At 70.0% G+C, this 20,387-nt stretch carries 18 protein-coding genes; 9 read left to right on the plus strand and 9 right to left on the minus strand.

All coding sequences use genetic code 11. The features are described from left to right. Positions 1-4: 4 nt before the first annotated feature. Both BM175_RS18505 and BM175_RS18510 read right to left on the minus strand, forming a co-directional pair. Positions 5-832 (minus strand): ABC transporter substrate-binding protein, encoded by an 828-nt coding sequence (locus BM175_RS18505; RefSeq protein WP_090965691.1) that lies wholly within the window; start codon positions 830-832, stop codon positions 5-7. Between the two features lie 103 nt (positions 833-935). Continuing rightward, positions 936-1,586, minus strand: a complete 651-nt coding sequence (locus tag BM175_RS18510) for a GntR family transcriptional regulator (protein ID WP_090965693.1) — start codon at positions 1,584-1,586, stop codon at positions 936-938. 92 nt (positions 1,587-1,678) lie between these two features. Here BM175_RS18510 and BM175_RS18515 point away from each other — a divergent pair, with 92 nt between their 5' ends. The 3 genes from BM175_RS18515 to BM175_RS18525 all read left to right on the plus strand — a co-directional run bounded on the left by BM175_RS18515 (position 1,679) and on the right by BM175_RS18525 (position 3,631). Further along, positions 1,679-2,353, plus strand: coding sequence for a GntR family transcriptional regulator (locus BM175_RS18515; protein ID WP_090965695.1), 675 nt, complete (start codon positions 1,679-1,681; stop codon positions 2,351-2,353). 269 nt (positions 2,354-2,622) lie between these two features. Next, the gene (locus BM175_RS18520; protein ID WP_210185810.1) at positions 2,623-2,799 is read left to right on the plus strand and encodes an amidase family protein; all 177 of its coding nucleotides are present in this window, start codon (positions 2,623-2,625) and stop codon (positions 2,797-2,799) included. A 118-nt stretch (positions 2,800-2,917) separates the two neighbouring features. Continuing rightward, positions 2,918-3,631 carry an SDR family oxidoreductase gene (locus BM175_RS18525; RefSeq protein ID WP_090965697.1) on the plus strand — a complete coding sequence of 238 codons (714 nt, stop codon included), beginning with the start codon at positions 2,918-2,920 and terminating at the stop codon, positions 3,629-3,631. 29 nt (positions 3,632-3,660) lie between these two features. Here BM175_RS18525 and BM175_RS18530 read toward each other — a convergent pair whose 3' ends face one another. Both BM175_RS18530 and BM175_RS18535 read right to left on the minus strand, forming a co-directional pair. Beyond that, positions 3,661-4,569 (minus strand): DMT family transporter, encoded by a 909-nt coding sequence (locus BM175_RS18530; RefSeq protein ID WP_090965698.1) that lies wholly within the window; start codon positions 4,567-4,569, stop codon positions 3,661-3,663. Positions 4,570-4,637: 68 nt separating this feature from the next. After that, complete coding sequence (locus BM175_RS18535; RefSeq protein WP_090965700.1) at positions 4,638-5,504, minus strand: AraC family transcriptional regulator; 867 nt, start codon at positions 5,502-5,504, stop codon at positions 4,638-4,640. Positions 5,505-5,688: 184 nt separating this feature from the next. Between BM175_RS18535 and BM175_RS18540 the strand changes: the two genes are divergently transcribed. Continuing rightward, positions 5,689-6,087: an ester cyclase gene (locus BM175_RS18540; protein ID WP_090965702.1), complete on the plus strand. Its 399-nt coding sequence runs from the start codon at positions 5,689-5,691 to the stop codon at positions 6,085-6,087. A gap of 42 nt (positions 6,088-6,129) precedes the next feature. Here BM175_RS18540 and BM175_RS18545 read toward each other — a convergent pair whose 3' ends face one another. The 5 genes from BM175_RS18545 to BM175_RS18565 are packed head-to-tail and all read right to left on the minus strand — an operon-like array spanning position 6,130 to position 15,534. Continuing rightward, positions 6,130-8,793, minus strand: a complete 2,664-nt coding sequence (locus tag BM175_RS18545) for a hypothetical protein (protein ID WP_090965704.1) — start codon at positions 8,791-8,793, stop codon at positions 6,130-6,132. Continuing rightward, complete coding sequence (locus tag BM175_RS18550; protein WP_090965706.1) at positions 8,790-11,021, minus strand: amylo-alpha-1,6-glucosidase; 2,232 nt, start codon at positions 11,019-11,021, stop codon at positions 8,790-8,792. Before BM175_RS18550 ends, BM175_RS18545 begins: the two co-directional genes overlap by 4 nt. A 25-nt stretch (positions 11,022-11,046) precedes the next feature. Next, positions 11,047-14,541 carry a molybdopterin cofactor-binding domain-containing protein gene (locus BM175_RS18555; protein ID WP_090965708.1) on the minus strand — a complete coding sequence of 1,165 codons (3,495 nt, stop codon included), beginning with the start codon at positions 14,539-14,541 and terminating at the stop codon, positions 11,047-11,049. Continuing rightward, entirely contained in the window at positions 14,538-15,029 is a 492-nt protein-coding gene (locus tag BM175_RS18560; protein ID WP_090965710.1) for a (2Fe-2S)-binding protein, read from the minus strand. The genes BM175_RS18555 and BM175_RS18560 overlap by 4 nt, the downstream gene beginning before the upstream one ends. A gap of 34 nt (positions 15,030-15,063) precedes the next feature. After that, a complete protein-coding gene (locus BM175_RS18565) occupies positions 15,064-15,534 on the minus strand; it encodes a MarR family winged helix-turn-helix transcriptional regulator (RefSeq protein WP_090965711.1) in 471 nt (156 codons plus the stop codon). A 369-nt stretch (positions 15,535-15,903) separates the two neighbouring features. Here BM175_RS18565 and BM175_RS18570 point away from each other — a divergent pair, with 369 nt between their 5' ends. Genes BM175_RS18570 through BM175_RS18590 form a run of 5 tightly spaced genes read left to right on the plus strand, consistent with a single transcriptional unit; the run spans position 15,904 to position 20,363 of the window. Continuing rightward, positions 15,904-17,058 carry an FAD-dependent monooxygenase gene (locus BM175_RS18570; protein ID WP_090965713.1) on the plus strand — a complete coding sequence of 385 codons (1,155 nt, stop codon included), beginning with the start codon at positions 15,904-15,906 and terminating at the stop codon, positions 17,056-17,058. Beyond that, a complete protein-coding gene (locus tag BM175_RS18575; protein WP_090965715.1) occupies positions 17,055-17,870 on the plus strand; it encodes an alpha/beta fold hydrolase in 816 nt (271 codons plus the stop codon). Before BM175_RS18570 ends, BM175_RS18575 begins: the two co-directional genes overlap by 4 nt. 3 nt (positions 17,871-17,873) lie before the next feature. After that, the gene (locus BM175_RS18580) at positions 17,874-18,629 is read left to right on the plus strand and encodes a maleate cis-trans isomerase family protein (RefSeq protein ID WP_090965717.1); all 756 of its coding nucleotides are present in this window, start codon (positions 17,874-17,876) and stop codon (positions 18,627-18,629) included. Positions 18,630-18,640: 11 nt separating this feature from the next. Next, positions 18,641-19,300 carry an N-carbamoylsarcosine amidohydrolase gene (locus BM175_RS18585; protein ID WP_090965719.1) on the plus strand — a complete coding sequence of 220 codons (660 nt, stop codon included), beginning with the start codon at positions 18,641-18,643 and terminating at the stop codon, positions 19,298-19,300. 34 nt (positions 19,301-19,334) lie between these two features. Further along, complete coding sequence (locus BM175_RS18590) at positions 19,335-20,363, plus strand: 2,5-dihydroxypyridine 5,6-dioxygenase NicX family protein (RefSeq protein ID WP_090965721.1); 1,029 nt, start codon at positions 19,335-19,337, stop codon at positions 20,361-20,363. Positions 20,364-20,387: the final 24 nt, after the last annotated feature.

Below are 20,387 nucleotides of genomic sequence, written 5' to 3' on the forward strand. Positions count from 1 at the left end.
GCGGTCAGCCCGCCGGACCCTTCACGGCGAGCGCGCCGGACACCGGCTCGACACCGTACTCGGCAAAGAGCTTGTCGAAGGAGCCGTCGGCCTTCATGTCCGCGAGCACCTTCGCCACCGCGTCGGCCAGCGGGCGGCTCTTCATGGCGAGGGCCACCGGCGTCGGGCCGATCCCGTGCAGCGCGCGGTGGAACTGGCCGCGCTTGGCGTATTCCTCGGCCACGCCGTCGATCGAGACCATCGCGTCGACCTGGCCGGCGCGCAGCGCCTGATAGGCGAGGGCGAAATTGTCGAAGGTCCGCACTGTCGCGCCCTCGAGGCCCTTCTCGCGCAGCTGCGCGTCGATCGCCTTGGCCTGCTTCTCCTCGAAGCCGCCGATCTCGACGCCGATCGAGCGGCCGGCGAGGTCGTCGAGCGACTTGACCTCGACGCCGGAATTGTTGGCCGTCGAGATGCTGATCGCCTGGTTCTCGTAGGGGATCATCTGCATCATCGCCGCGCGCTCGGGCGTGTAGAAGATGCCGGTGTTGATGAGGTCCCAGCGGCCCGACTGGAGCCCGGGCACCATCGCCGAGAACTCGATGCGGATGTATGCGGGCTCAAGGCACAGCCGCTTGGCGATCTCCTTGCCGAGTTCGACGCGCATGCCCTTCAGCTCGCCCGACGCATCCACGAACTGCAGCGGCGGCAGGGTCGGGTTCGTCGACATCACCAGCTTGCCCGGCTGAATGAGTTCGCTGTCGGCGACGGCGGGCTTGCAGTCCTGCGCCTGTGCCGTCGTGGCGAGGAGGAGGGCGCCGAGCGCGATCGTCAAGGGAAACCGGGTGGGCATGGTGAAACCTCTTGGCAAGATCGGGAGCAAAATCGCATGCTAGTGGTATACCAGTATTATGCGACGGATGCCGGAGGCGTGCAAGATGGATTCTCGAAGATCGTCAGAAGCGTTCGAGAACGCGTCGGCGGATGCCGGACAAATGACGCCGCATCGCCCCCGCGGCCTGGTCGGGCGCGCGAAGCGACAGCGCGGTCAGGATCTCCCGGTGCTCGCCGTTGTCGACATGCAGCGTCGCCCGCCATTTGGTCTGGCGTTCGTAGAGTGTGGTGTAGCGGCGCATGTCCTGGAGGTACCGCGTCATGAACGGGTTGCCGCAATGGGTCGCGATCAGCGCGTGGAGATCGTCGTCGAACCGGAGGAGATCGGTCTCCTGGAGATCGTCCGTCGTCTCCAGCCTCGCCATCTCGGCCTCCAGCCGGGCGACGTCCGCGGCTGCAACGGCCGTGGCCGCGAGCGACGCGGCGGCGGGCTCGACGAGCGCGCGCATCTCGAGGGTCTGCAGGTAGTCCTGGAGGCTGAGGGCGCGTACCGCCAGGATGCCGGTGTTGCCGCGCACCAGGAGGCCCTCGCCGGCCAGCCGGCCGAGGGCGTCGCGCAGGGGCGAGCGCGAGACGCCGATCTCCTCGGCGATACGGCGCTCCTGGATGGGCGTGCCCGCCGCCAGGCGCGCGTCGAGAATGTCCGACAGAATCTGCCGATAGGCTTTCTCGGAGAGGTTGGTGGGTTCCGCCGGGGCCGGGGGCTTCGCCATCTGGAGCTCGACTGTTTGCTTCCGCACGGCGGAGGAGTGGCATACCAGTCGTGTAGTGGCGAGGGGCGAGTGCGGGCGGGGGTGAGGCAGTCATGAGTTCAAACGAAGGAGCCGCACCGACCGCGGCCGCCGATCGCAGCCCGAACCTTGCCAATCTCGCCTACCGCTCGGTCGCCGATATGATCCGCAGCCGCCGCCTTCGCGGCGGCGACGTGATCGTCGAGGCGAAGCTCGCCGCGACGCTCGGCGTATCGCGAACGCCTATGCGCGAGGCGCTCCAGAGACTGGAGGGCGAGGGACTCGTCCACAAGGGCGAGGGGCGCAACTACGTCGTGCGCCGCGTCGATCTCGGCGAATATCTCCAGAGCCTGCGGCTGCGGCTCCTGATCGAGCCCGAGGCGGCGGTGCTGGCGCTCGACAACATCCCCCGCCGCACGCTGCTCGCCGTGCGCCTCGAGATCCTGGAACTCCTCGACGCCAAGACCTACCACACCGATCAGCACTGGTTCTCGGACGACCACCTGCACGGGATGATCATCGACCATTGCGGCAACGCGGTCATGGCGCGCGTCCTGCGCGACCTGCGGGCCGCCACGCGGCTCTTCGAGATCGACCAGCTCAAGGAGCGGCTGATCCCGGACTCCTCGGAGCACCTCCAGATCATCGAGGCGATCCAGGCCTCGGACGCCGAGGCCACGCGGGAGAGCGTCGCCCAGCACATCCGCAGCCTCATCGGGTTCGCCATGACGGCCTTCCAGCTGAAATAAGGAAGCGATGGCTCCGACCGGCTCGTCGATGAGCCGCCGGCCCTTCGGTTCTGTCCTTCCCGGCAGAGCGGAGAAACCTGAGCATCCGGTCTTGAATTGACGGGGGCACGCTGCCCCGTTCAGGCGTGCTGGCGCCGACGAAAAGGTCGGGATGCGGTGATGTCGCCGAAGGTCCTTTCGGGCGGGGGCAACCCGGCGAAGCTGTGTCATGCCTGGACGACCGCTGGGCTCGCTTCGTTTGAGAGGCGACTTATTTCCAGGGCGCGACCGTGCCGCTCCACGTCACCGGGCTGCCCGGGCTCGCGATGCGGTTCGGCACGAGCCGGGAGGGCCTGCCGATCAGCGTTCAGGTCGTCGGCGCCTGGCAAACGGAATCCACCATCCTGCATGTCGCCTCGCTTCTGGAGAGCGTGAGCCCCGTCCGGGACCTCTTCCCCGACCTTTGAAGCCGACGACGGGGGCAGGGGCCGGATGAGCGCTGCCCCCTCTCCCACACGACAGTTGAGCCGGATCGAGGCCCTGGCGCGTTCCCGGGACGATCGACGGGTGGAAAGGAACCAAGCGATGACGGAACTCAATGGACGCCGTGTCCTGGTGGTGGGCGGTAGCTCGGGCATCGGGCTCGCCGTCGCCGGGCAGGCCGACGGGGCGGGGGCTCGGGTGACGATCGCCTCGCGCTCGCAGGCCAAACTCGAGGCGGCGCGCTCCGCTCTCGGCCCGCATGCCGAGGCAGCGGTTCTCGATACAGGCGACATGACCGGGATCGAGGCCTTCTTCGCCGAGCGCGACGCCTTCGACCATGTGGTCGTGTCGGCCGCGCAGACGGCGACCGGCCCGGTTCGCACCCTGCCGCTCGAGGACGCGCGGCAGGCGATGGAAAGCAAGTTCTGGGGCGCCTACCGGATCGCCCGGGCCGCCCGGATCAACGAGCGCGGCTCGCTGACCCTCATCACCGGCTACCTCGCGGATCGCCCCTCGGCCACCTCCGTGACGCAAGGCGCGATCAACGCCGCGCTCGATGGCTTGGCGCGCGGTCTTGCCCTGGAACTGTCGCCGATCCGGGTCAACACGGTCTCGCCCGGCATGATCGACACGCCGCTGTGGTCGAAACTCTCGGACGAGGCGCGCGAGGCCGCGTTCGAGCGGGCGAGGGCGAACCTGCCGGCAAAGGCCGTCGGGCAGCCCGACGACATCGCCAACGCGGTCCTGTTCCTGATGCGGACGCCGTTCGCCACGGGCTCGACCGTGCGGGTGGACGGCGGCGGCGTCATCGCCTGAACGGCTGGCGGCTGGGGGGATCCCGGCCTTCAGCCAGCCCTTCGATCGCCGAGAAGCCCCGCGAAGGTTCCACCCACGATCAGGACCGCACCGATCGAGGCCGGGCCGGTGACGGGCTCGTGCAGGAGGATATGCGCGAGGGCGAAGCCGAACAGCGGCTCGGTTCCCATCAGGAAGCCGACCCGCGTCGGGCTCGTGCGGCGGACCGCGGCATTCTGGACGTAGAACGCGGCGACCGTGCAGAACAGCGAGAGGAATGCGATGCTGCCCCAGAAGCCCGCGCCGGCCCGGACCGCCAGCGCCCCGACGTCCTGCGTCAGCGCGAGGGCGAGAAGCGCCACGGCGGCGACTGTGGCGGCCTGGACCGCGGTCAGCGCGACCGACGAGAACCGCCGTCCCGACATCAGCCGCTTGGTCGACACGACCATGACGGCGCGTAACAAGGCGGCGAGAAGGATGAGCCCGTCGCCCGGCGTCCAGGCAGTCAGACCTCCGACCAGAAGGGCGACGCCGAGGCAGGCGACCACGGCGCCGCCGACGACGGGTCCCGGCGGCAGGCGGCGCGAGAGCCCATGCTCGAGAAACGGGGTGAACAGCGTGCAGAGCGAGATGATCAGCGCGGCATTCGTCGCGCTGGTGAGGGCGAGGCCCGCGATCTCGAAGATGAAGATCGCCGCGAGGATCGCTCCCAGCACCGCGCCGCGCAGGATGTCGCCGCGTCCCGCAGAGGCGAGCTCCCGGCGCGCCGCCAGGGCCATGACGCAGGCCGTGGCGACGAACCGGTAGAAGATCAGGACGAGCACGGGGGCGAAGGCGAGCGCGCCCTTCGTCACCGGATAGCTCGCGCCCCAGACGACCGCGACGGCAAGGACGGCGGCGTCCGCCGCCAGCGTCGATCGCGGCATGAGCGGCGCCGCGATGCTGGATGAACAGGACATGATGAAGGCCCCCGTCGCTCGCCGAACCCCGTGTCGGCATCGGCTGATTAGGGGCGCGCGGCGCGGCACTATAGAACGAAAGTGCGGTCCCGACCCGCTTGCGAATAGGCTGCCGGCGTCATCCCGACGATGGCCGTGAAGTGGCGGCTCATGTGGCTCTGGTCGGCAAAGCCCGCTTCGGTCGCGGCGGCGGCCGGCGCATCTCCCGCACGCAGGCGATCCTGCACGAGGCGCACCTTCAGGCCGATGTGGTAGGCATGCGGCGGCAGGCCCGTCTGGCGCCGGAAGAGGTCGATCGTCTGCCGCCGGCGGAGCCCGGCGAGCGAGGCAAGCTCGTCGAGGCTGACATCCGCTTCGACATGGGCATGAAGATAGTCGACGAGCCGACGGGCACGGGCGTCGGGTGTGGCGCTTGCCGGCGCGTCATTCGGCCCGCCCTCCGAGATCTGCGCGACGAGACCCGCCAGGGCGACCAGCGCCGCGTCGCGAGACAGGGTCAGCCTCGACGCATGCACCCTGTCGTGGATGCGCGCGAGGTTCGCCGCCAGCGCGTCGTCGCGCCGGGCGCAGGCGTCGAAGTTCGGAAGCGGGGCGCGGTGGCTGTCGCGGAGGTCCCCCATGATCTCCACCATCGTGTCCTCGTCAATGTAGAGCATCCGCTGGACCCAGCCGGCCTCGACGGCGGCATTTCCGTGGTGGACGTCGCCCGGCCGCATCGACATCACCGTTCCCGGCAGGACCGTATGCTGCTCGCCGCGGCACCAGACCGCGTGCACGCCGCCGGTGATGACGCCGATCAGATATTCCGGGTGGGCGTGGGGCTTGAAGGTCTGGCGCACATAGTGGGCCGCCATCGTCTCGAGCCCGCCGTGACCGAGCGGCCGGTTGAACGAGACGCGCTCCATTCGCTGCCCCCGCGGGGAACCGTGGTCCATCGCTGCTGCCTGCCTGTCCGCCGGGTGCTCGCCGTGCCGCTCACTTATCGCCGACGGCAGCCTCCCGCACCAGCCGTCCGACTGGAGGATCGCCGGCATCCTGCTGCCGCGTTAGGTTCGCGGCACGCCATCGACGGTCGGAAGGCCGCAACCGTGAGGACCTCCATTGCCTGTCGATCCCCCGATGCCTGATCTCTACAAGGGTTACATCGCCTGTCTCAACGCGCGCGATTGGCCGTCGCTCGGCGATTTCGTGGCCGACGACATCGAACACAACGGCCGCGCTCTCGGTCTCGCCGGCTACCGGGAGATGCTGGTCAAGGACCATGCGGACATCCCCGACCTCGCGTTCCGCATCGAGACGCTGGTCTGCGAGCCGCCCCGCGTTGCCGCACGGCTCCGGTTCGACTGCCACCCTCGCGGCGCGTTCCTCGGCCTGAAGGTGGAGGGGCGAAGGGTGTCCTTCGCCGAGAACGTCTTCTACGAGTTCCGGGGCAGCAAGATCCACCGGGTCTGGTCCGTCGTCGACAAGGCGGCCATCGAAGCGCAGGTCGATGCGGCGAGCGAGGACGCGCGACGATGATCGACCCGACGCGTCGGCGTGCGCCCGCCGCGGACCGCCGGGTCAAGGCTCCCGCGTCGCCCTCAGCCGCGGGGGAGATGTCAGCCCCGAGGGCGGTAGGTCCTCGGCGGAGAAGGACATGGCCTCGTGATACCGGTTGGCGGCGGTGTTGCGGACGCGGATCTCGAGCGAAAGCGTGTCGCCGGATCTTCCCGGCAGCAGCAAGCGCGCAGGGCCCTGCAGCAGCCGGCCGAGACAGACCCCGTCGACCCAGATCTCGCCCGATACCTCCACGCCGGCGAGTTCGAGGAACCAGCGGGTTCCCTCCGGCCCGCCCGGGACGACGATCGACCGTCGATAGCGGCCTGTTCCCGAGACGAACGGGAAGCCCTGAGCCTCCCAGCCTCGGTCGACGGCGATGGGGACCGGCGCGAGACCCGGAAGTTCGAGCGTCCATCCGTCCGCGAGGTCGATGACGTCGCCGGAGGATGACGGGACCCGGGAGGGACGGCTTCCGGCTTCCCGCTCGCCGGCCGTCTTCCCCGCGGAAACGACGAGGCAGGCGACGCCGAAGGCCGGAACCAAGAGAGACGCCGTGCCGTCGCCTCGCCCGGCGATCTCGACGCGATCGGCACCGATGGTCGAGGAGTGGAGAATCACGATCTGGGGCCTCGGGGGAAGGCCCGTCAGCTCCAGCCGCCTCGGATGATCGGCGTCGTTGAGGGCTGCCAGCCGCCAGTCTGGCCCGACGCGTGCGATCGAGGACCAGGTCGGTCCCTCGTCCCCGAAGCGCATGTCAAGGTCGGAGCGCGGCAGCGCGGCGACTCGCGCCCGGATGCTCGCAGCCTCGCAGCCCGCGAGGTGGTAGGGCTCTGCGCGCGACGCGGGCATGGCCGCGAGGGGCGGGCCGATGCTGGCCACGTCCTCCAGCCCCTTCGGCAGCCCGCCGGAGCAGACGACCTGCCGTCCCCGGCGCGCGAAATCGCGGATGTGGCCGGCGCCGGGACCCTCCGCCAGGACGCTGACGGCCGGCAGCACCAGCACCTCGTAGCCCGCATCCGGCGAAAGCGCAGACGGGAGCTGGCGCTCGTCGATGATATCGTAGCCGATGCCGGCTTGCGACAGCGCCTCGGCCCACAGGCCGAAATGCCGGCCGCAAGCATGCGCCGGCCCTTCGGCCCGGATCGTCTCCAGCGGGTAGAGGAGCGCGACGGACCGCACGGGCTCGCCGTCTTCCAGAAAGGCTGACAGCCGCGACAGTTCGTCGAAGATCGGGCCGCAATCGTCCCACCACGGCAGGAAGTTGTAGGCCGGAGGAAAGTCCCAGCGCGGGTTGGCAAGGAGTCGCTCGTCGCGATCGAAGCCGTCGGTCACGTTGACGGCATGGAGAAGGATGCGGCGGGCCCCGAGAAGGAGGTGCCGGATCGCCTGCACGCGGAACCGCTGCGGGGTCAGGTCCCACTGGCCCGCCAGCGTCGGTCTACCGGCTTCCCGCCCGGTGGCATACTGCTCGATCGTGCAGCGCCGACGCCCGTTGGCGCGCGCGACGCTGTCGCCGAACTTCGCCGCGATCTGCGGCGCGAAGTCGGCGGCGTCCACGGCCGTCTCGGTTCGGAAGGCGTCGACGCCGAAATGATCGACGCCGGGCATGACGCGCGGGTCGATGCCCCTCGGCCCGCCGTGCACCGCCCAGCCGCCGACATGGGTGAGGAGTTCGTGCCCGGTGAAGCCGACGCCGCGCTCGCGCGTCCAGCGTGCGAGGGTGCCGAAGAAGGCCTCGTGCAGGCGCTCGGCATAGGCGCGGAGGAAACCCGCCCGCAACGTACCCGTCCGCGCCCCGACGTCATGAACGAGCGACAGGAGCGCGGCGATCTCGTCGGCGGTTGCCGGGCGGCCGTCGCACAGGAGGCTGTTGCCGATGGCGCCCTCGTGCTCCTTCCAGGTGTGGAAACCGGCATAGGGATGGTCGAAGAAGAAGCCGTCCGCAGCGCCCGCGGCCGCTTCCAGGAGGGGCGCGTAGACGACCTCGGCGAAGCGCTCGGCCGTTTCGGGTAGGAGATAGTTGACGAGCCTCGACGTCAGGCATCGGGCCGACACGAAGACCGTCACCTGCCAGTCGGCCGGAAGGTCGGCATGGGCGGGCCATTCGATGCGGCACCCGTCGTTTCCGTCCGGCCGGACCTCGAACGCGTGCCCGAGGAAGCAGAGGTCCGCCTCGTCGCGAATGACGGGCGGGTGGGCGACGGCGGCGATCGCCCGCCAGTCGCCCCAGACCGCGGAGGCGCCTTCGTAGATCCAGGTGCGGCCGACATCGCCGAGGAAGTCGAGGAACGGCGACCCGATCGCGCTGATGGCGAGCGCCGATCCGACCGGCGCCGTCGCCCAGAACATGTGGCGCTCGCGCAGATGGTCCGCGCCGTCCACGGTCCGACCGCCGCCGTGGCCGGACATCCAGCCGTATTCATCGTAGATCGTGACCGCGATCCCAAGATCCTTTGCCGTCGCGCATGCCCTGCGGAAGGCCGCGAGATAGGCGGGCGACAGGTAGGCGGAGAGATCGAGCGCCGGCCGGGCCTGGATCATCACGCAGCCGATGCCCTTGTCCCGCATGTCGCGGAGCTGTGCCGCGATCTCGTCGTCGGTCGGGATGCGGTGCCAGAACCAGAAGGCGGCCGTCCGAAAACGCGTCGCCGGGTTCTCGAACCAGTCCGGCTGCGGTCCCGTCACGCGGGATCCGCCGGGGCCAGATGCCAGTCGAGCCGGGCGCCGGCCTCGACCCCCCCGAGATCGGCGACGTGGTGGCCATCCTCGAGCCGCGTCGTCGTCGCCACTCCGTGAAGGCGCACGGCGACCAGCCGGCGGGACGCCTCGGGGCCCAACCGGAACGCGAACGCATCGCCCCCCTCGGCGAAGGTCACCGAGACGAGGAACGGGTCCACCCTGATCCTGCGCAGGCGTCCGCGATAGGAGGTCTCGAAGATCGCTCGGCCATCGGCCCCCAGAAGCCGCATCTGCCCGTCCTCGACCGCGACGCTCACGGGGCCCGCCGGGCTCATGATCGGACCGAGGCGCACGGGCTGCCCGTCGTTGACGAGCTCCCACCCGCCCCACGGACCGATGTCCATGATGTCGCCGACGGCCATCAGCGGCAGCATGGCGCCCCAGGTGTAGAAAGGGTCGTTGCCGGGGCGTTCGTCGATCCGGCCCGTATCGCCGTCGTAGTTCTCGCCGCACCAGCGGTGCGACGCCCAGGATTCCTCGAACATCGCGAAACTGCGCGCGACGAGGCTCGAGGCCTGCGCGTCGAGCCGGTAGCGCCGCAGGCCCTGCCAGACGAGCCAGTTGACGTTGGGCCAGATGCGGCCGCGCCAGTAGATCTGCTCGGCATAGGCGGGGTCGTCGCGCGAGACGTTGGGCAGCGGGTAGCGGCCGCCGAACATGGCGGGATCGTCGAGATGGGTCAGAAGCCGCCGGACCTGCGCGTCGTCGGCGGCTCCGCACAGGAGCGGGAAGAAGCTCGTCGGCGAGACGCTGCGCACGAAGCCGCCGTCGCGCTGGCGGTTGGCGAAGAGGCCGCGCGCCTCGTCCCAGAGCTCCCGGCGAATCAACTCGCGCGTCTCGTCGGCGAGCGATGCGAATTGTTCGGCCTCATCTCGCCGGCCGATCTCGGCGGCGATCAGCGCCAGCATCTCGGCGTCGAGCGCCAGCGCCGAGTTGAGGCCGACGTCGAGCGTCGAGAGGGTGCGGGTCGCCGGATCGTAGCGCGCCTCGTCGTGCGTCGGCGAATTGTCCATGCCGGTTTCGTTGCGCGCACCGAAGGCCGTGCCGCGATACATCGCGTCGCCGACGTCCGACGTGCCGCAGGACACGAGGCCGCGACCATCCGGATCGCGGTTCGCACGCCACCAGAGCTGGTTGCGCGCCAGCGCGTCGAAGACATCGGACAGGAACGCGCGGTCGCCCGTGCGCTGGAAGATCATCCAGGCGACGAAGGCGCCGTGGGGCGCCTGCGTGCGATCGACCCAGGCGTCCTTCGGGTTGACGAGGCAGGCGATGTTGCCCTGCGGCGTCGCGCTTCCCATCGCCACGTCGAAGTTGCGCCGCGCGAGCGCCGGATCGAGCAGTCCGGCCATCAGCGCGGCGAAGCACTGGTCGTTGTACCAGACCGCATCGCCCAGCCCCCAGATCCGGCTGGCGGTCGTGGTGGGACGCCGGTTCAGCCGATCGTAGACGGTGTTCCAGCCGATCACGTCGCGCACGGCGTCGAGCGCACCGGCATGGCGGCCGGCGTGGAGTGTCGGGGCATTCGGGATGTCGCCGGCGAGCGCCGCACATGCCTTGGCGACGGCCAGATCGCGCGTGTCGGCGACCGCGGCAGCGAACGCCAGGCGCGGGGTCATCTCGAGATTGAAGCGGAGCGCCATCAGCGGGGCGGCGTCGGCGCGCGTCGATTTGTCGAAGTAGCCGTTCTGGTCGAAATCCTCGACCAGCGCCGCGAAGGACTCGTGGCCGGTTGCGAGCGCCGGGATGTCGTCGGCGGCGAAGGCGACGAAGCGGAAATCCACCTCCACAACCGCGACGCCCGTGCGCGGGTCGTAGTGCACCGTGCTGCCATCCTCGGCCGAGATGCCGAACGTGACCCAGTAGCGCAGGCCCCATTCGCCGGCCTCTAGCGTCTCGAAGCGGCCGCGCAGGACGAACGGATCGGGCTTGTGGGTGCAGAAGGCGACGCGGGTGTCGGCAAAGTGCGTCTCGTAGGCGACCGTCTCGCCGCGCAGACCGTGCGCTCCGAATTGGATCTCGTCGGGCGCGCGGATCGCAGTCGCATGGCCCGCCTTGGCGGAATAGAGGACGGGCGCGATGCGCACGCCGAGCGGCAGGAAGGTGAACTCGCCGGGGCGCTCGGACCATGTGTTCCAGGCGCTGTCGAGGGGGACGGACTTGTCGAGAAACATGTGGGGGCGATCCGAACGCGTTCGATCAGGAATGGGGCGCAGCGCGCGCCGCGCCTACCGCGCCGGACACATCCATCCAGGCCGGCTTGTCGGGCGCGAAGCGTGCGCGAAGATAGGCCATCAGGTCGGCGATCGCACGGTCGTCGAGCGCCGCGCCGAAGCCCGGCATCGGTTCGCCCGCCAGCCCCCGATGGGCGGGCACGCCCGACAGGACCGCCCGGATGGCGTTTCCGGGTCCGGCCGAATGCAGATTGACGTTGAGGGCGAGCGGCGCGGCGGGCTCGCCCGGCGCATGGCAGGTGGCGCACGCGCCCTCGAAGATGCGCGCGCCGGCGGGTGCCGCGACCGCGGCCGTGACGGCGGCGGCCTCGCTCGCCGCGATCGTTTGCTTCACCTGCGCCTGGGCCTCGCTTGAACGCGTCGGCGGTCCGCCCAGCGACGCGAGATAGGTCGCCATCGACTGGATGTCGGCGTCGGGCAGGTCGGCCAGCGAGGCGACCACATGGGCCATCGGACCCGCGGCGCTGCCGTGCTCGGCCGATCGGCCGTCGCGCAGGTAATCGTAGAGCGCTTCGCGCGTCCAGGCGACGGGCGCCTCGCCGCCGCGCAAGGAGGGCGCGTGCCAGCCGTCGGCCTCGCCGCCGGCCAGATGCGCCTTGCCGCCGACCTCGCCGCCCAGCGCGTTGCGCGGGCTGTGACAGGCGCTGCAATGGCCGAGCCCTTCCACGAGCTCGGCGCCGCGGTTCCATTCGGCACCCTGAGCCGCATCCGTCGGTGCACCCGCTGCGGAGTGGAACAGCGCGTTCCATCCGGCCATGAGAGGACGGATGTTGAAGGGCGCGCGCAACGCGGTCGGTGGAGCCGTCGAGGCGACCGGCTCCTGGACCATGAGATAGGCGTAGAGCGCCTGAAGGTCCGCTTCGCTCGCCTTGGCGAAGGACGTATAGGGGTGGGCGGGATAAAGGTGATGGCCGTCGCGCGAGACGCCCTGCCGCATCGCCCGCTCGAAGGCCGGATAGCTCCAGCCGCCGATGCCGGTCGTCTCGTCCGGGGTGATGTTGGTGGCATAGACCGTTCCGAACGGCGTCTCCAGCGCGCGTCCCCCCGCAAAGGCCTCGCCGCCGGTCCCCGCATGGCAGACGTTGCAGGCGCCGAGGGCGGCCGCCTGGCGCCCGCGCTCGATCGTCGCCGCCGAGAACACGTCGGGGCCGGGCTTCGGGACCGGGGCGATGGCGCCGGGGAAGGGAAGGATCGCCGCGCCGGCGGCGATCGAGCCAAAGAGCGCGCCCGCGATCGGCCAAGTCCAGCGCCGCCGTGCCCTGACCGGGGCCGTATCGGGCGGCGGCAGGGGATTGAGCGCGGTTCGCACGCGCTCTGGCGTCAGAGGCAATTCGCGGAAGCGCACGCCCGTCGCATCGAACACGGCGTTGCAGATCGCCGCCGCGCTCGGCACGGAGGCGGATTCGCCGGCGCCGAGCGGCGGCTCGTCGGGGCGCGGCACCATCAGGACGTCGATGTCCGGCACGTCGGGAAACTGGAGGATGGGATAGGCGCCCCATTCGAGCGCGGCGACGCCCGTCTGCGAGAAGCGAACCTCCTCCTTGAGGACCCGGCTGGTCGACTGGATGACGTTGCCGTGGATCTGGTGGCGGACGCCGTCCGGATTGACCACCTGCCCAGTGTCTTGGCCGCAGACGACGCGGGTCACGGCGACCTCGCCGGTCGTGCGGTTGACCGCCACGTCCGCCACCCAGGCCGCCCAGGCCGCTGCGGTGCCGGGGAACTTGCCGTGGACATAGACGGCATAGGCGAAGCCCCGGCCGTAGAGGATGTCGCCCTCGCTCCCGTGCGTGAAGGGCTCGGTATGGGGCACCCAGTTCGCGCGCTCGGCCGTGGCGCGCACGAGGTCGATCGCGCGTGGATCGGTGAGGTAGCGTAAGCGGTACTCGACGGGATCCACCTTGGCGGCGGTCGCCAGTTCGTCGATGAAGGATTCGTGCGCGAAGGTGTTGGGCATCGCCGACACGCCCCGGAACCAGGACGCGCGCGCGATCGGCGGCATGTCGTGGACGGTCACGCGCAGGTTCGGGAAGGTGTAGGGTGGGATCGCGGTGCGATCGCCCATCTGCAGCGTGTCCGCCACCGGCGGGACCTTGCCGGTCAGGATGAGCGGCAGCGTCGGGGCGAGGTTCGAGGGGTAGCGCGTCTCGAAGTCGTAGAGGGCGGGGCCGCCTTCGAGGTCCAGCCCGCCGCGCACGTCCACGACCTGCGCGGCGCCCTTCGGCTCCCAGGCGTGCTCCTGCTCGCGCGTCAGCTGGACCCGGACGGGGCGCCCGACCGCGCGCGACAGGAGCGCGGCGTCCGCCGTCACGTCGTCGGCGCAGTTGCGGCCGTAGCAGCCGGCCGCCTCCAGTCGCTCCACGGTGATCCGGTCCTCGGCCATGTCGAGAAGGCGGGCGAGGTCGGCGCGCAGGGGAAAGGGGTTCTGCGTGCCGGACCAGACGGTCAGGCCATCGCCGCTCCAGTCGGCCACGGCGCAGGACGGGCCGATCGAGGCGTGCATCTGGTAGGGCCAGACATAGGTCCGCTCCAGAGTCGCTTCGGCCTCGAGGGCGCGCTCCACGTCGCCCCGGTCGGCAAGGCGCCGAGCCGTGGAGGGCTGGTCGCGCAGCGCCGCCTCGGGCCGGCCGAGATCGGCGATCTCGGGCGGCGTGCGCCAGCGCACCTTGAGCCGGCGCATCGCCTCGATCGCCTGCTCCTCGCGCTCGGCGACGACGCCGACGAAGTCGCCGACGACGACCAGCGCGACGAAGCCGGGAAGCGCGGAGACCGACGCCTCGTCGGCGTGGATGAGGCTGGCGCCGACGTGCGGGCCGCTGTCGAAGCCGAGATAGGGCGGGCGCACGACGCGGCCGTGCAGCATGTCGGGCACGCGCACGTCGTGGACATAAACGAAGGTGCCGGTCGCCTTGGCGGGAATGTCGGTGCGCGGCTGCGCGGTTCCGACGATGCGGTAGTCCTCGACCGACTTGAGCGGGGCGGCCGGGTCGATCGGAAGCCGCACGCCGTCCCCGGCGAGGAGGTCGGCATAGGAGACGTAGGCGTTGCCGGGGTCGCGCGTGCCGACGATCCCATCCTCGACGGACAGGTCCTCGACGGGGTGGCCGAGGCGGATGGCGGCGCGCCCGAGGAGGTGGGCACGGGCAGTGGCCGCCGCGGCGCGCAGGGGCTCGGCCGTCACCTGGATCGTCTCGCTGGCGATCGTCGCGCCCTGATTCGGGCCGGTCGCGGTCGATCCCAGCACCATGGTGACGTCGGCAAAGGCCACATCGAGCTCGTCGGCGACGATCTGGGCCAGGGCGGTGCGGATGCCGGTGCCCAGATCCACATGCCCGTTATAGGCCGTTACGCGCCCGTCCTCCCCGATCACGAGGAACAATTCGTCCGTGCCGTCTGCCCGTGCGCCCGGGCGCACCACCGAAAGGCCCTTCGGCACGTTCCTCTCCGTCGTCGACGTCATGATGCGGTCTCCGCGCTGGTCGATCGGGCCGCGGCGCGAACGGCCGCCAGGATCTCCATGTGCGTGCCGCAGCGGCACAGGTGATGGCGCAGCGCCTGGCGGATCGCCCCCTCGCTCGGGCTCGAGTCGCGCCGCAGGAGCGCGACGGTCGCGATGATCATGCCGTTCAGGCAGTAGCCGCACTGGGCGGCCTGGGCGGCGATGAAGGCGGCCTGGACCGGATGGGGCGCGGCCGCCGTCCCGAGACCCTCCAGCGTGGTGACGGCGCGCTCGTTGAGGTCGGCGAGGGGCAGGGTGCAGGACCGCACGGCACGGTCGCCGACCAGCACCGCGCAGGCGCCGCATTCGCCGAGGCCGCAGCCGTATTTCGGGCCATTGAGGGCGAGGTCGTTGCGCAGGATGTAGAGGAGGGGCGTGTCGGGCGCCGCGGTGACGCGGACGCTCTCGCCGTTAACGATCAGCTGGAAGGGCCGGGCTGCCGGGCTCATCGGGCAGGCCCGCTGGCCGAGGCCGGCCCATCTGTCAGGGGGCCGCGTCCACGTCGGCGAGGATGCGAAGCGTGTGGATCAGGGCCATGCGTTCTGCGGGGTTGAGACGCTCCATCGTCAGCTCGGTGATCCTCCTGGCGCGGGGCACCATCTCGTCGAGGAGGGCGAGCCCGGCCGGGGTGATCCCGGTGATGACCTTGCGGCCGTCTTCCGGATCCTTCGACAGGGCGACGAGGCTCCGGCCCCGCAGGCGATCCACGATGCCGCGGATCGTCGCCTGGTCGATACCCGTGTGCCGCACGAGCTCGCCCTGCGACAGCGCGCCGTTGTCGCGAAGGGCGCAGAGCGTCGAGAACTGGACGGCCGTGAGCTGGCCGTCGGCGCTTTCGGCCTGGAAGATCGCGAGATGGCGCTGGTAGGCCCGGCGCAGAAGATATCCGACCTGCTGGGTGAAGTCGTAGGGCGCGGCGTCCTGTGCGGCCGGCTCGTGATGTGCGTCCTGCATGTCCGTCCTTCGATCGTCCGAGCACCGGGGAGCCCATCGGAGCATGGCCGGCGGCTCCCTCATGCCGCTCCCGCGAGGGAACCGCAAGGACATGCGGACAGGAGGGGGTGGCCGGCATCGGGGATCGGGGCATCGGGCTGTGAGCAGCGAACATGGGATCGATTATTTAGAGCGTAAGCGCTATGATTGCGACAAAGTGCGATACTGTCAATCGAGCATAGAATGGTTGATATGCGCCGCAATTGTGCGATGCGATGACGATTTATGCAGTCGCAGCATAAAATTTCCTCTTGCATTTGTAGCGTACACGCTCAATCAATGGGGTGTCCGGTCGTCTTGCATGACGGCCTCGAACGGAGTGACGCAACCATGCAGCCAGGATCCCGCATCGCCGTCGTGGGCGCCGGACTCGGCGGTGTCGCCGCTGCCGCCCTGTTGCAGAAGGCGGGCTTCAAGGTCGACGTCTACGAGCAGGCTCCCGCCTTCTCGCGCGTCGGCGCCGGCATCCACATGGGCCCGAACGTCCTCAAGATCTTCCGGCGCATCGGCATCGAGGACGCACTGGTCGCCATCGGGTCCAAGCCGGACTTCTGGTTCTCGCGCGACGGCGAGACCGGCGAGTACCTCTCGCGCATCCCGCTCGGCGAGCATGCCCTCAGGACCTACGGCGCGCCCTATCTCACCGTGCATCGCGGCGACCTTCACGCGCTCCAGGTCTCGGCCCTTCAGCCCGGCACGCTTCACTTCGACAAGCGCCTCGCATCGATCGAGGAGGACGGCTCGGGCGTCGACCTCGCCTTTGCGGACGGCTCGCGCGCCCGCGCCGACATCGTGGTGGGGGCGGACGGCATCAACTCGCGCATCCGCGAGACGCTGCTGGGCGACGAGAAGCCGAACTACAGCGGCTGGGTCGGCCATCGCGCGCTTCTCGACAAGGATGCCCTGCGCAGGACGGGCCTCGACTTCGAGGCCTGCGTGAAATGGTGGACGCACGACCGCCACATGATGGTCTACGACACGACGGCCGACGGGCACGAATACTACTATGTGACCGGCGTGCCGCATCCCGCCTGGGACTTCGACGGTGCCTTCGCGCCCTCGAGCCGCGAGGAGATGCGCGAGGCCTTCGTCGGCTACCACCCGGTCGTCCAGGCGCTGATCGAGGCGACCACCGAGGTCACCAAGTGGCCTCTCCTCAACCGGAACCCGCTGCCGCTGTGGAGCCGCGGGCGGCTGGTGCTGCTCGGCGACGCCTGCCATCCGATGAAGCCGCACATGGCGCAAGGGGCGGCCATGGCGATCGAGGACGGGGCGATGCTGGCCCGCTGCCTGTCCGAGACGGGCCTCTCCGATCACGCCACCGCGTTCCGTCTCTACGAGGCGAACCGGCGCGAGCGCGCCTCCCGCGTGCAGGCCGTGTCCAACGCCAACACGTGGCTGCGCACGCAGGAGAATCCGGCCTGGGTCTTCGGCTACGACATTTTCAACGTGCCGCTGCGCAGCGAAAGCGGGGTGGCAGCATGAGCCCCATCGCCCCCGAAGGCTTCAACATCCGCGCCAACGGCATCCGCCAGCACATCCTGCGCTATCGAGGCGCGGGCGAGCCGCTGGTCCTCGTGCCCGGCATCACCAGTCCCGCCATCACCTGGGGCTTCGTCGCCGAACGCCTGGCCGAAGGGTTCGACACCTATGTCGTGGACGTGCGCGGGCGGGGCCTGTCCTCCACGGGGCCGGGTCTCGACTACGGGCTCGACGCCATGGCGGACGACCTGTCGGCGCTGATCGCCGCTCTGGGCTCTGCGGACGCGACGGTGCTCGGGCATTCGATGGGGGCCCGGATCGCGATCCGCGCGGCGAGCCGCAACGCCGCCGGCATGAAGCGTCTCGTGCTGGTGGACCCGCCCGTGTCGGGGCCGGGCCGGCGCGCCTACCCGTCCAAGCTGCCCTGGTACGTCGATTCCATCCGCCAGGCCGTCGAGGGAATGGATGCCGAGGCGATGCGCGCCTTCTGCCCGACCTGGACGCCCGAGCAACTCGCGCTGCGCGCCGAATGGCTGCACACCTGCTACGAGCCGGCGATCGTCACCGCCTTCGAGGGCTTCCACACCGACGACATCCACCGGGACCTGCCGGCCCTGCCGGTGCCTGCGGTCCTGATGATCGCGGGTCGCGGCGGCGTAATCGAGGCGGAGGACGAGGCCGAGATCGCAAGGCTCAATCCCGCGATCCGCACGGCGCGCGTGCCCGACGCCGGCCACATGATCCCCTGGGACGACCTCGAAGGCTTCCTTCGCGCCCTCGACACGCTTCTCGGCACCTCTCTCGCGCGGGCCTGATCCATGAGCACCCGAACCTTCCGCATCGGCCAGATCGTACCGAGCTCCAACATCACGATGGAGACCGAGATTCCCGCCATGCTGGCCGCGCGCCAGCTGATCCGGCCCGAGCGCTTCACCTTTCATTCGGCGCGCATGCGCATGAAGCACGTCACCAGGGACGAGCTCGCCGCGATGGACGCCCAGTCCGACCGCTGCGCGCTGGAGCTGTCCGACGCGCGGGTCGACGTCCTCGGCTATGCCTGCCTCGTCGCCATCATGGCGATGGGCCACGGTTACCACCGCGAGAGCCAGGCCCGCCTGTCGAAGGTCACCGCCGAAAACGGCGCGCCGGCCCCGGTCGTCACCAGCGCCGGCGCCCTGGTCGAGGCGCTGGATGTCCTGAAGGCGCGGCGCATCGCGCTGGTCGCCCCTTACATGAAGCCGCTGACGAAGCTCGTGATCGACTATATCGAGGCCGAGGGCATCGAGGTCGTCACCCACGAGGCGCTGGAGATCTCGGACAATCTGAAAGTGGCGGCGCACGACCCTGCCAACCTGCCGGGGATCGTCGCCGGGCTCGACACGTCGGGCGTCGATGCGGTGGTCCTGTCGGCCTGCGTGCAGATGCCCTCGCTGCCGAGCATCGCAAGGGTCGAGGCGCTGACGGGCAAGCCGACATTGTCGGCGGCGGTCGCCACCACCTACCGGATGCTCGACGAGCTGGGCCTCGAGCGCATCGTGCCGGGCGCCGGCGCGCTCCTCTCCGGCGCCTACTGAGGAGCGGCGCGATGGATCCGGCGGCTTCCGAGAACTACAGGGGCGTCTGGGGAAACCGCATCGGCTTCGGCCGGGCGCCCGCGCTTCTCGTGATCGACTTCATGAAGGCCTACACGGAGGCCGGGGCGCCGCTCTATGCCCCCGGCGTCGTCAGGGCGGTGGCCGAGACGCCGCGCCTTCTGGCCGCCGCGCGCCGGCACGGCGTTCCGGTGATCCACACCAACATCCTCTATCACGCCCCCGGCTGCGCCGATGGCGGGGTGTGGGTCAGGAAGTCGCCCGTCATGACCGCGATGGTGGCCGGCAATCCGCTGGCCGAGTTCTGCGACGGCGTCGAGCCGGTCGCGGGCGAGCCGGTCTTCACCAAGCAGTATGCCAGCGCCTTCTTCGGCACCAGTCTCGCCCCCATGCTGCATGCGCAGGGGATCGACACGGTGGTCCTCGCCGGCTGCTCGACGTCGGGCTGCATCCGCGCCAGCGCCGTCGACGCCGTCCAGCACGGGTTCCGCACGATCGTCGTCCGCGACTGCGTCGGCGACCGGCACGAGGCCCCGCACGAGGCGAACCTCTTCGACATCGACGCCAAGTACGGCGACGTCGTCACGCTGGACGAGGCGCTGGAGGCGCTCGCGCGCATTCAGGCGGCGCGCGCCGGCCCTCCATCCGTTTGAGACCTCAGACCCTTCAGGCATCAGGAGACCGGACATGGATCACGCGAGCTTCACCGAAATCTGCCTGCATCAGCTGAAGATGTCCGGCGTCCACGAGGGCGAGAAACTCGTGGTCCTGACGCAAGGCGCCGACCGGCTCGACTATGCCGACGCCTTCATGGCCGCCGGCCAGCGGCTTGGGGCGCGGATGTATCACATGCGCCTGCCGGCGCCGTTGCCGACCGGCGGCTGGAACGTCGGCGTCACAGGCCTTGCCGCGCTGCCCGACGCGGTCGAGGCGCTGAAGAACTGCGACATGCTGATCGACTGCGTGTTCCTGCTCTTCAGCCCTGAGCAGTTCGCCATCCAGGCGGCCGGGACGCGTATCCTCACGGCGGTCGAGCCGCCGGAGCTTCTGGCCCGGATGCTGCCGACGAAGGAGCTGCGCGAGAAGGTGGAGATCGCGGGCGAGATCCTCGCCAAGGCCAAGGTGATGCGCATCACCTCCCGGCACGGCACGGACGTCACCTACAAGCTCAACACCTATCCGACGATCACCGAATACGCCTGCACCGACGAGCCTGGCCGCTGGGACCACTGGCCGTCCGGCTTCGTCTTCACCGGCGGCGACGACGACGGCGTGGACGGTCAGATCGTCGTGGCGCCGGGCGACATCCTCCTGCCGCAGAACGTCTATGTGCGCGAGCCGATCACCTACACGATCGAGAAGGGCTGGGTGCGCGACATCCGCGGCGGATTGGAGGCCGAGCTCGTCAAATCCTACATGGACGGCTTCAACGACCCGCGCGGCATGGGCATGAGCCATGTCGGCTGGGGCATGAACCCCAACGCCAAGTGGCACGGACTGGTGCCGGGCGAATTCCCGGGCGGCATGGGCATGGAGCCGCGCTCCTTCTGGGGCAACGTCATGTTCTCGACCGGCCCGAACAACGAGCTCGGCGGCCCCAACGACACGGCCTGCCATCTCGACATCCCGATGCGCGGCTGCTCCCTCTTCCTCGACGACGAGGCCATCGTCGTCGACGGCGACATCGTGGTGAAGGAACTGCGCCGCTCGGCCTGACGCGAACGGGGGAGGCGCAGGGAA

Origin of the sequence: Aureimonas phyllosphaerae, assembly GCF_900113065.1 — a bacterium.
GTDB lineage: Bacteria > Pseudomonadota > Alphaproteobacteria > Rhizobiales > Rhizobiaceae > Aureimonas > Aureimonas phyllosphaerae.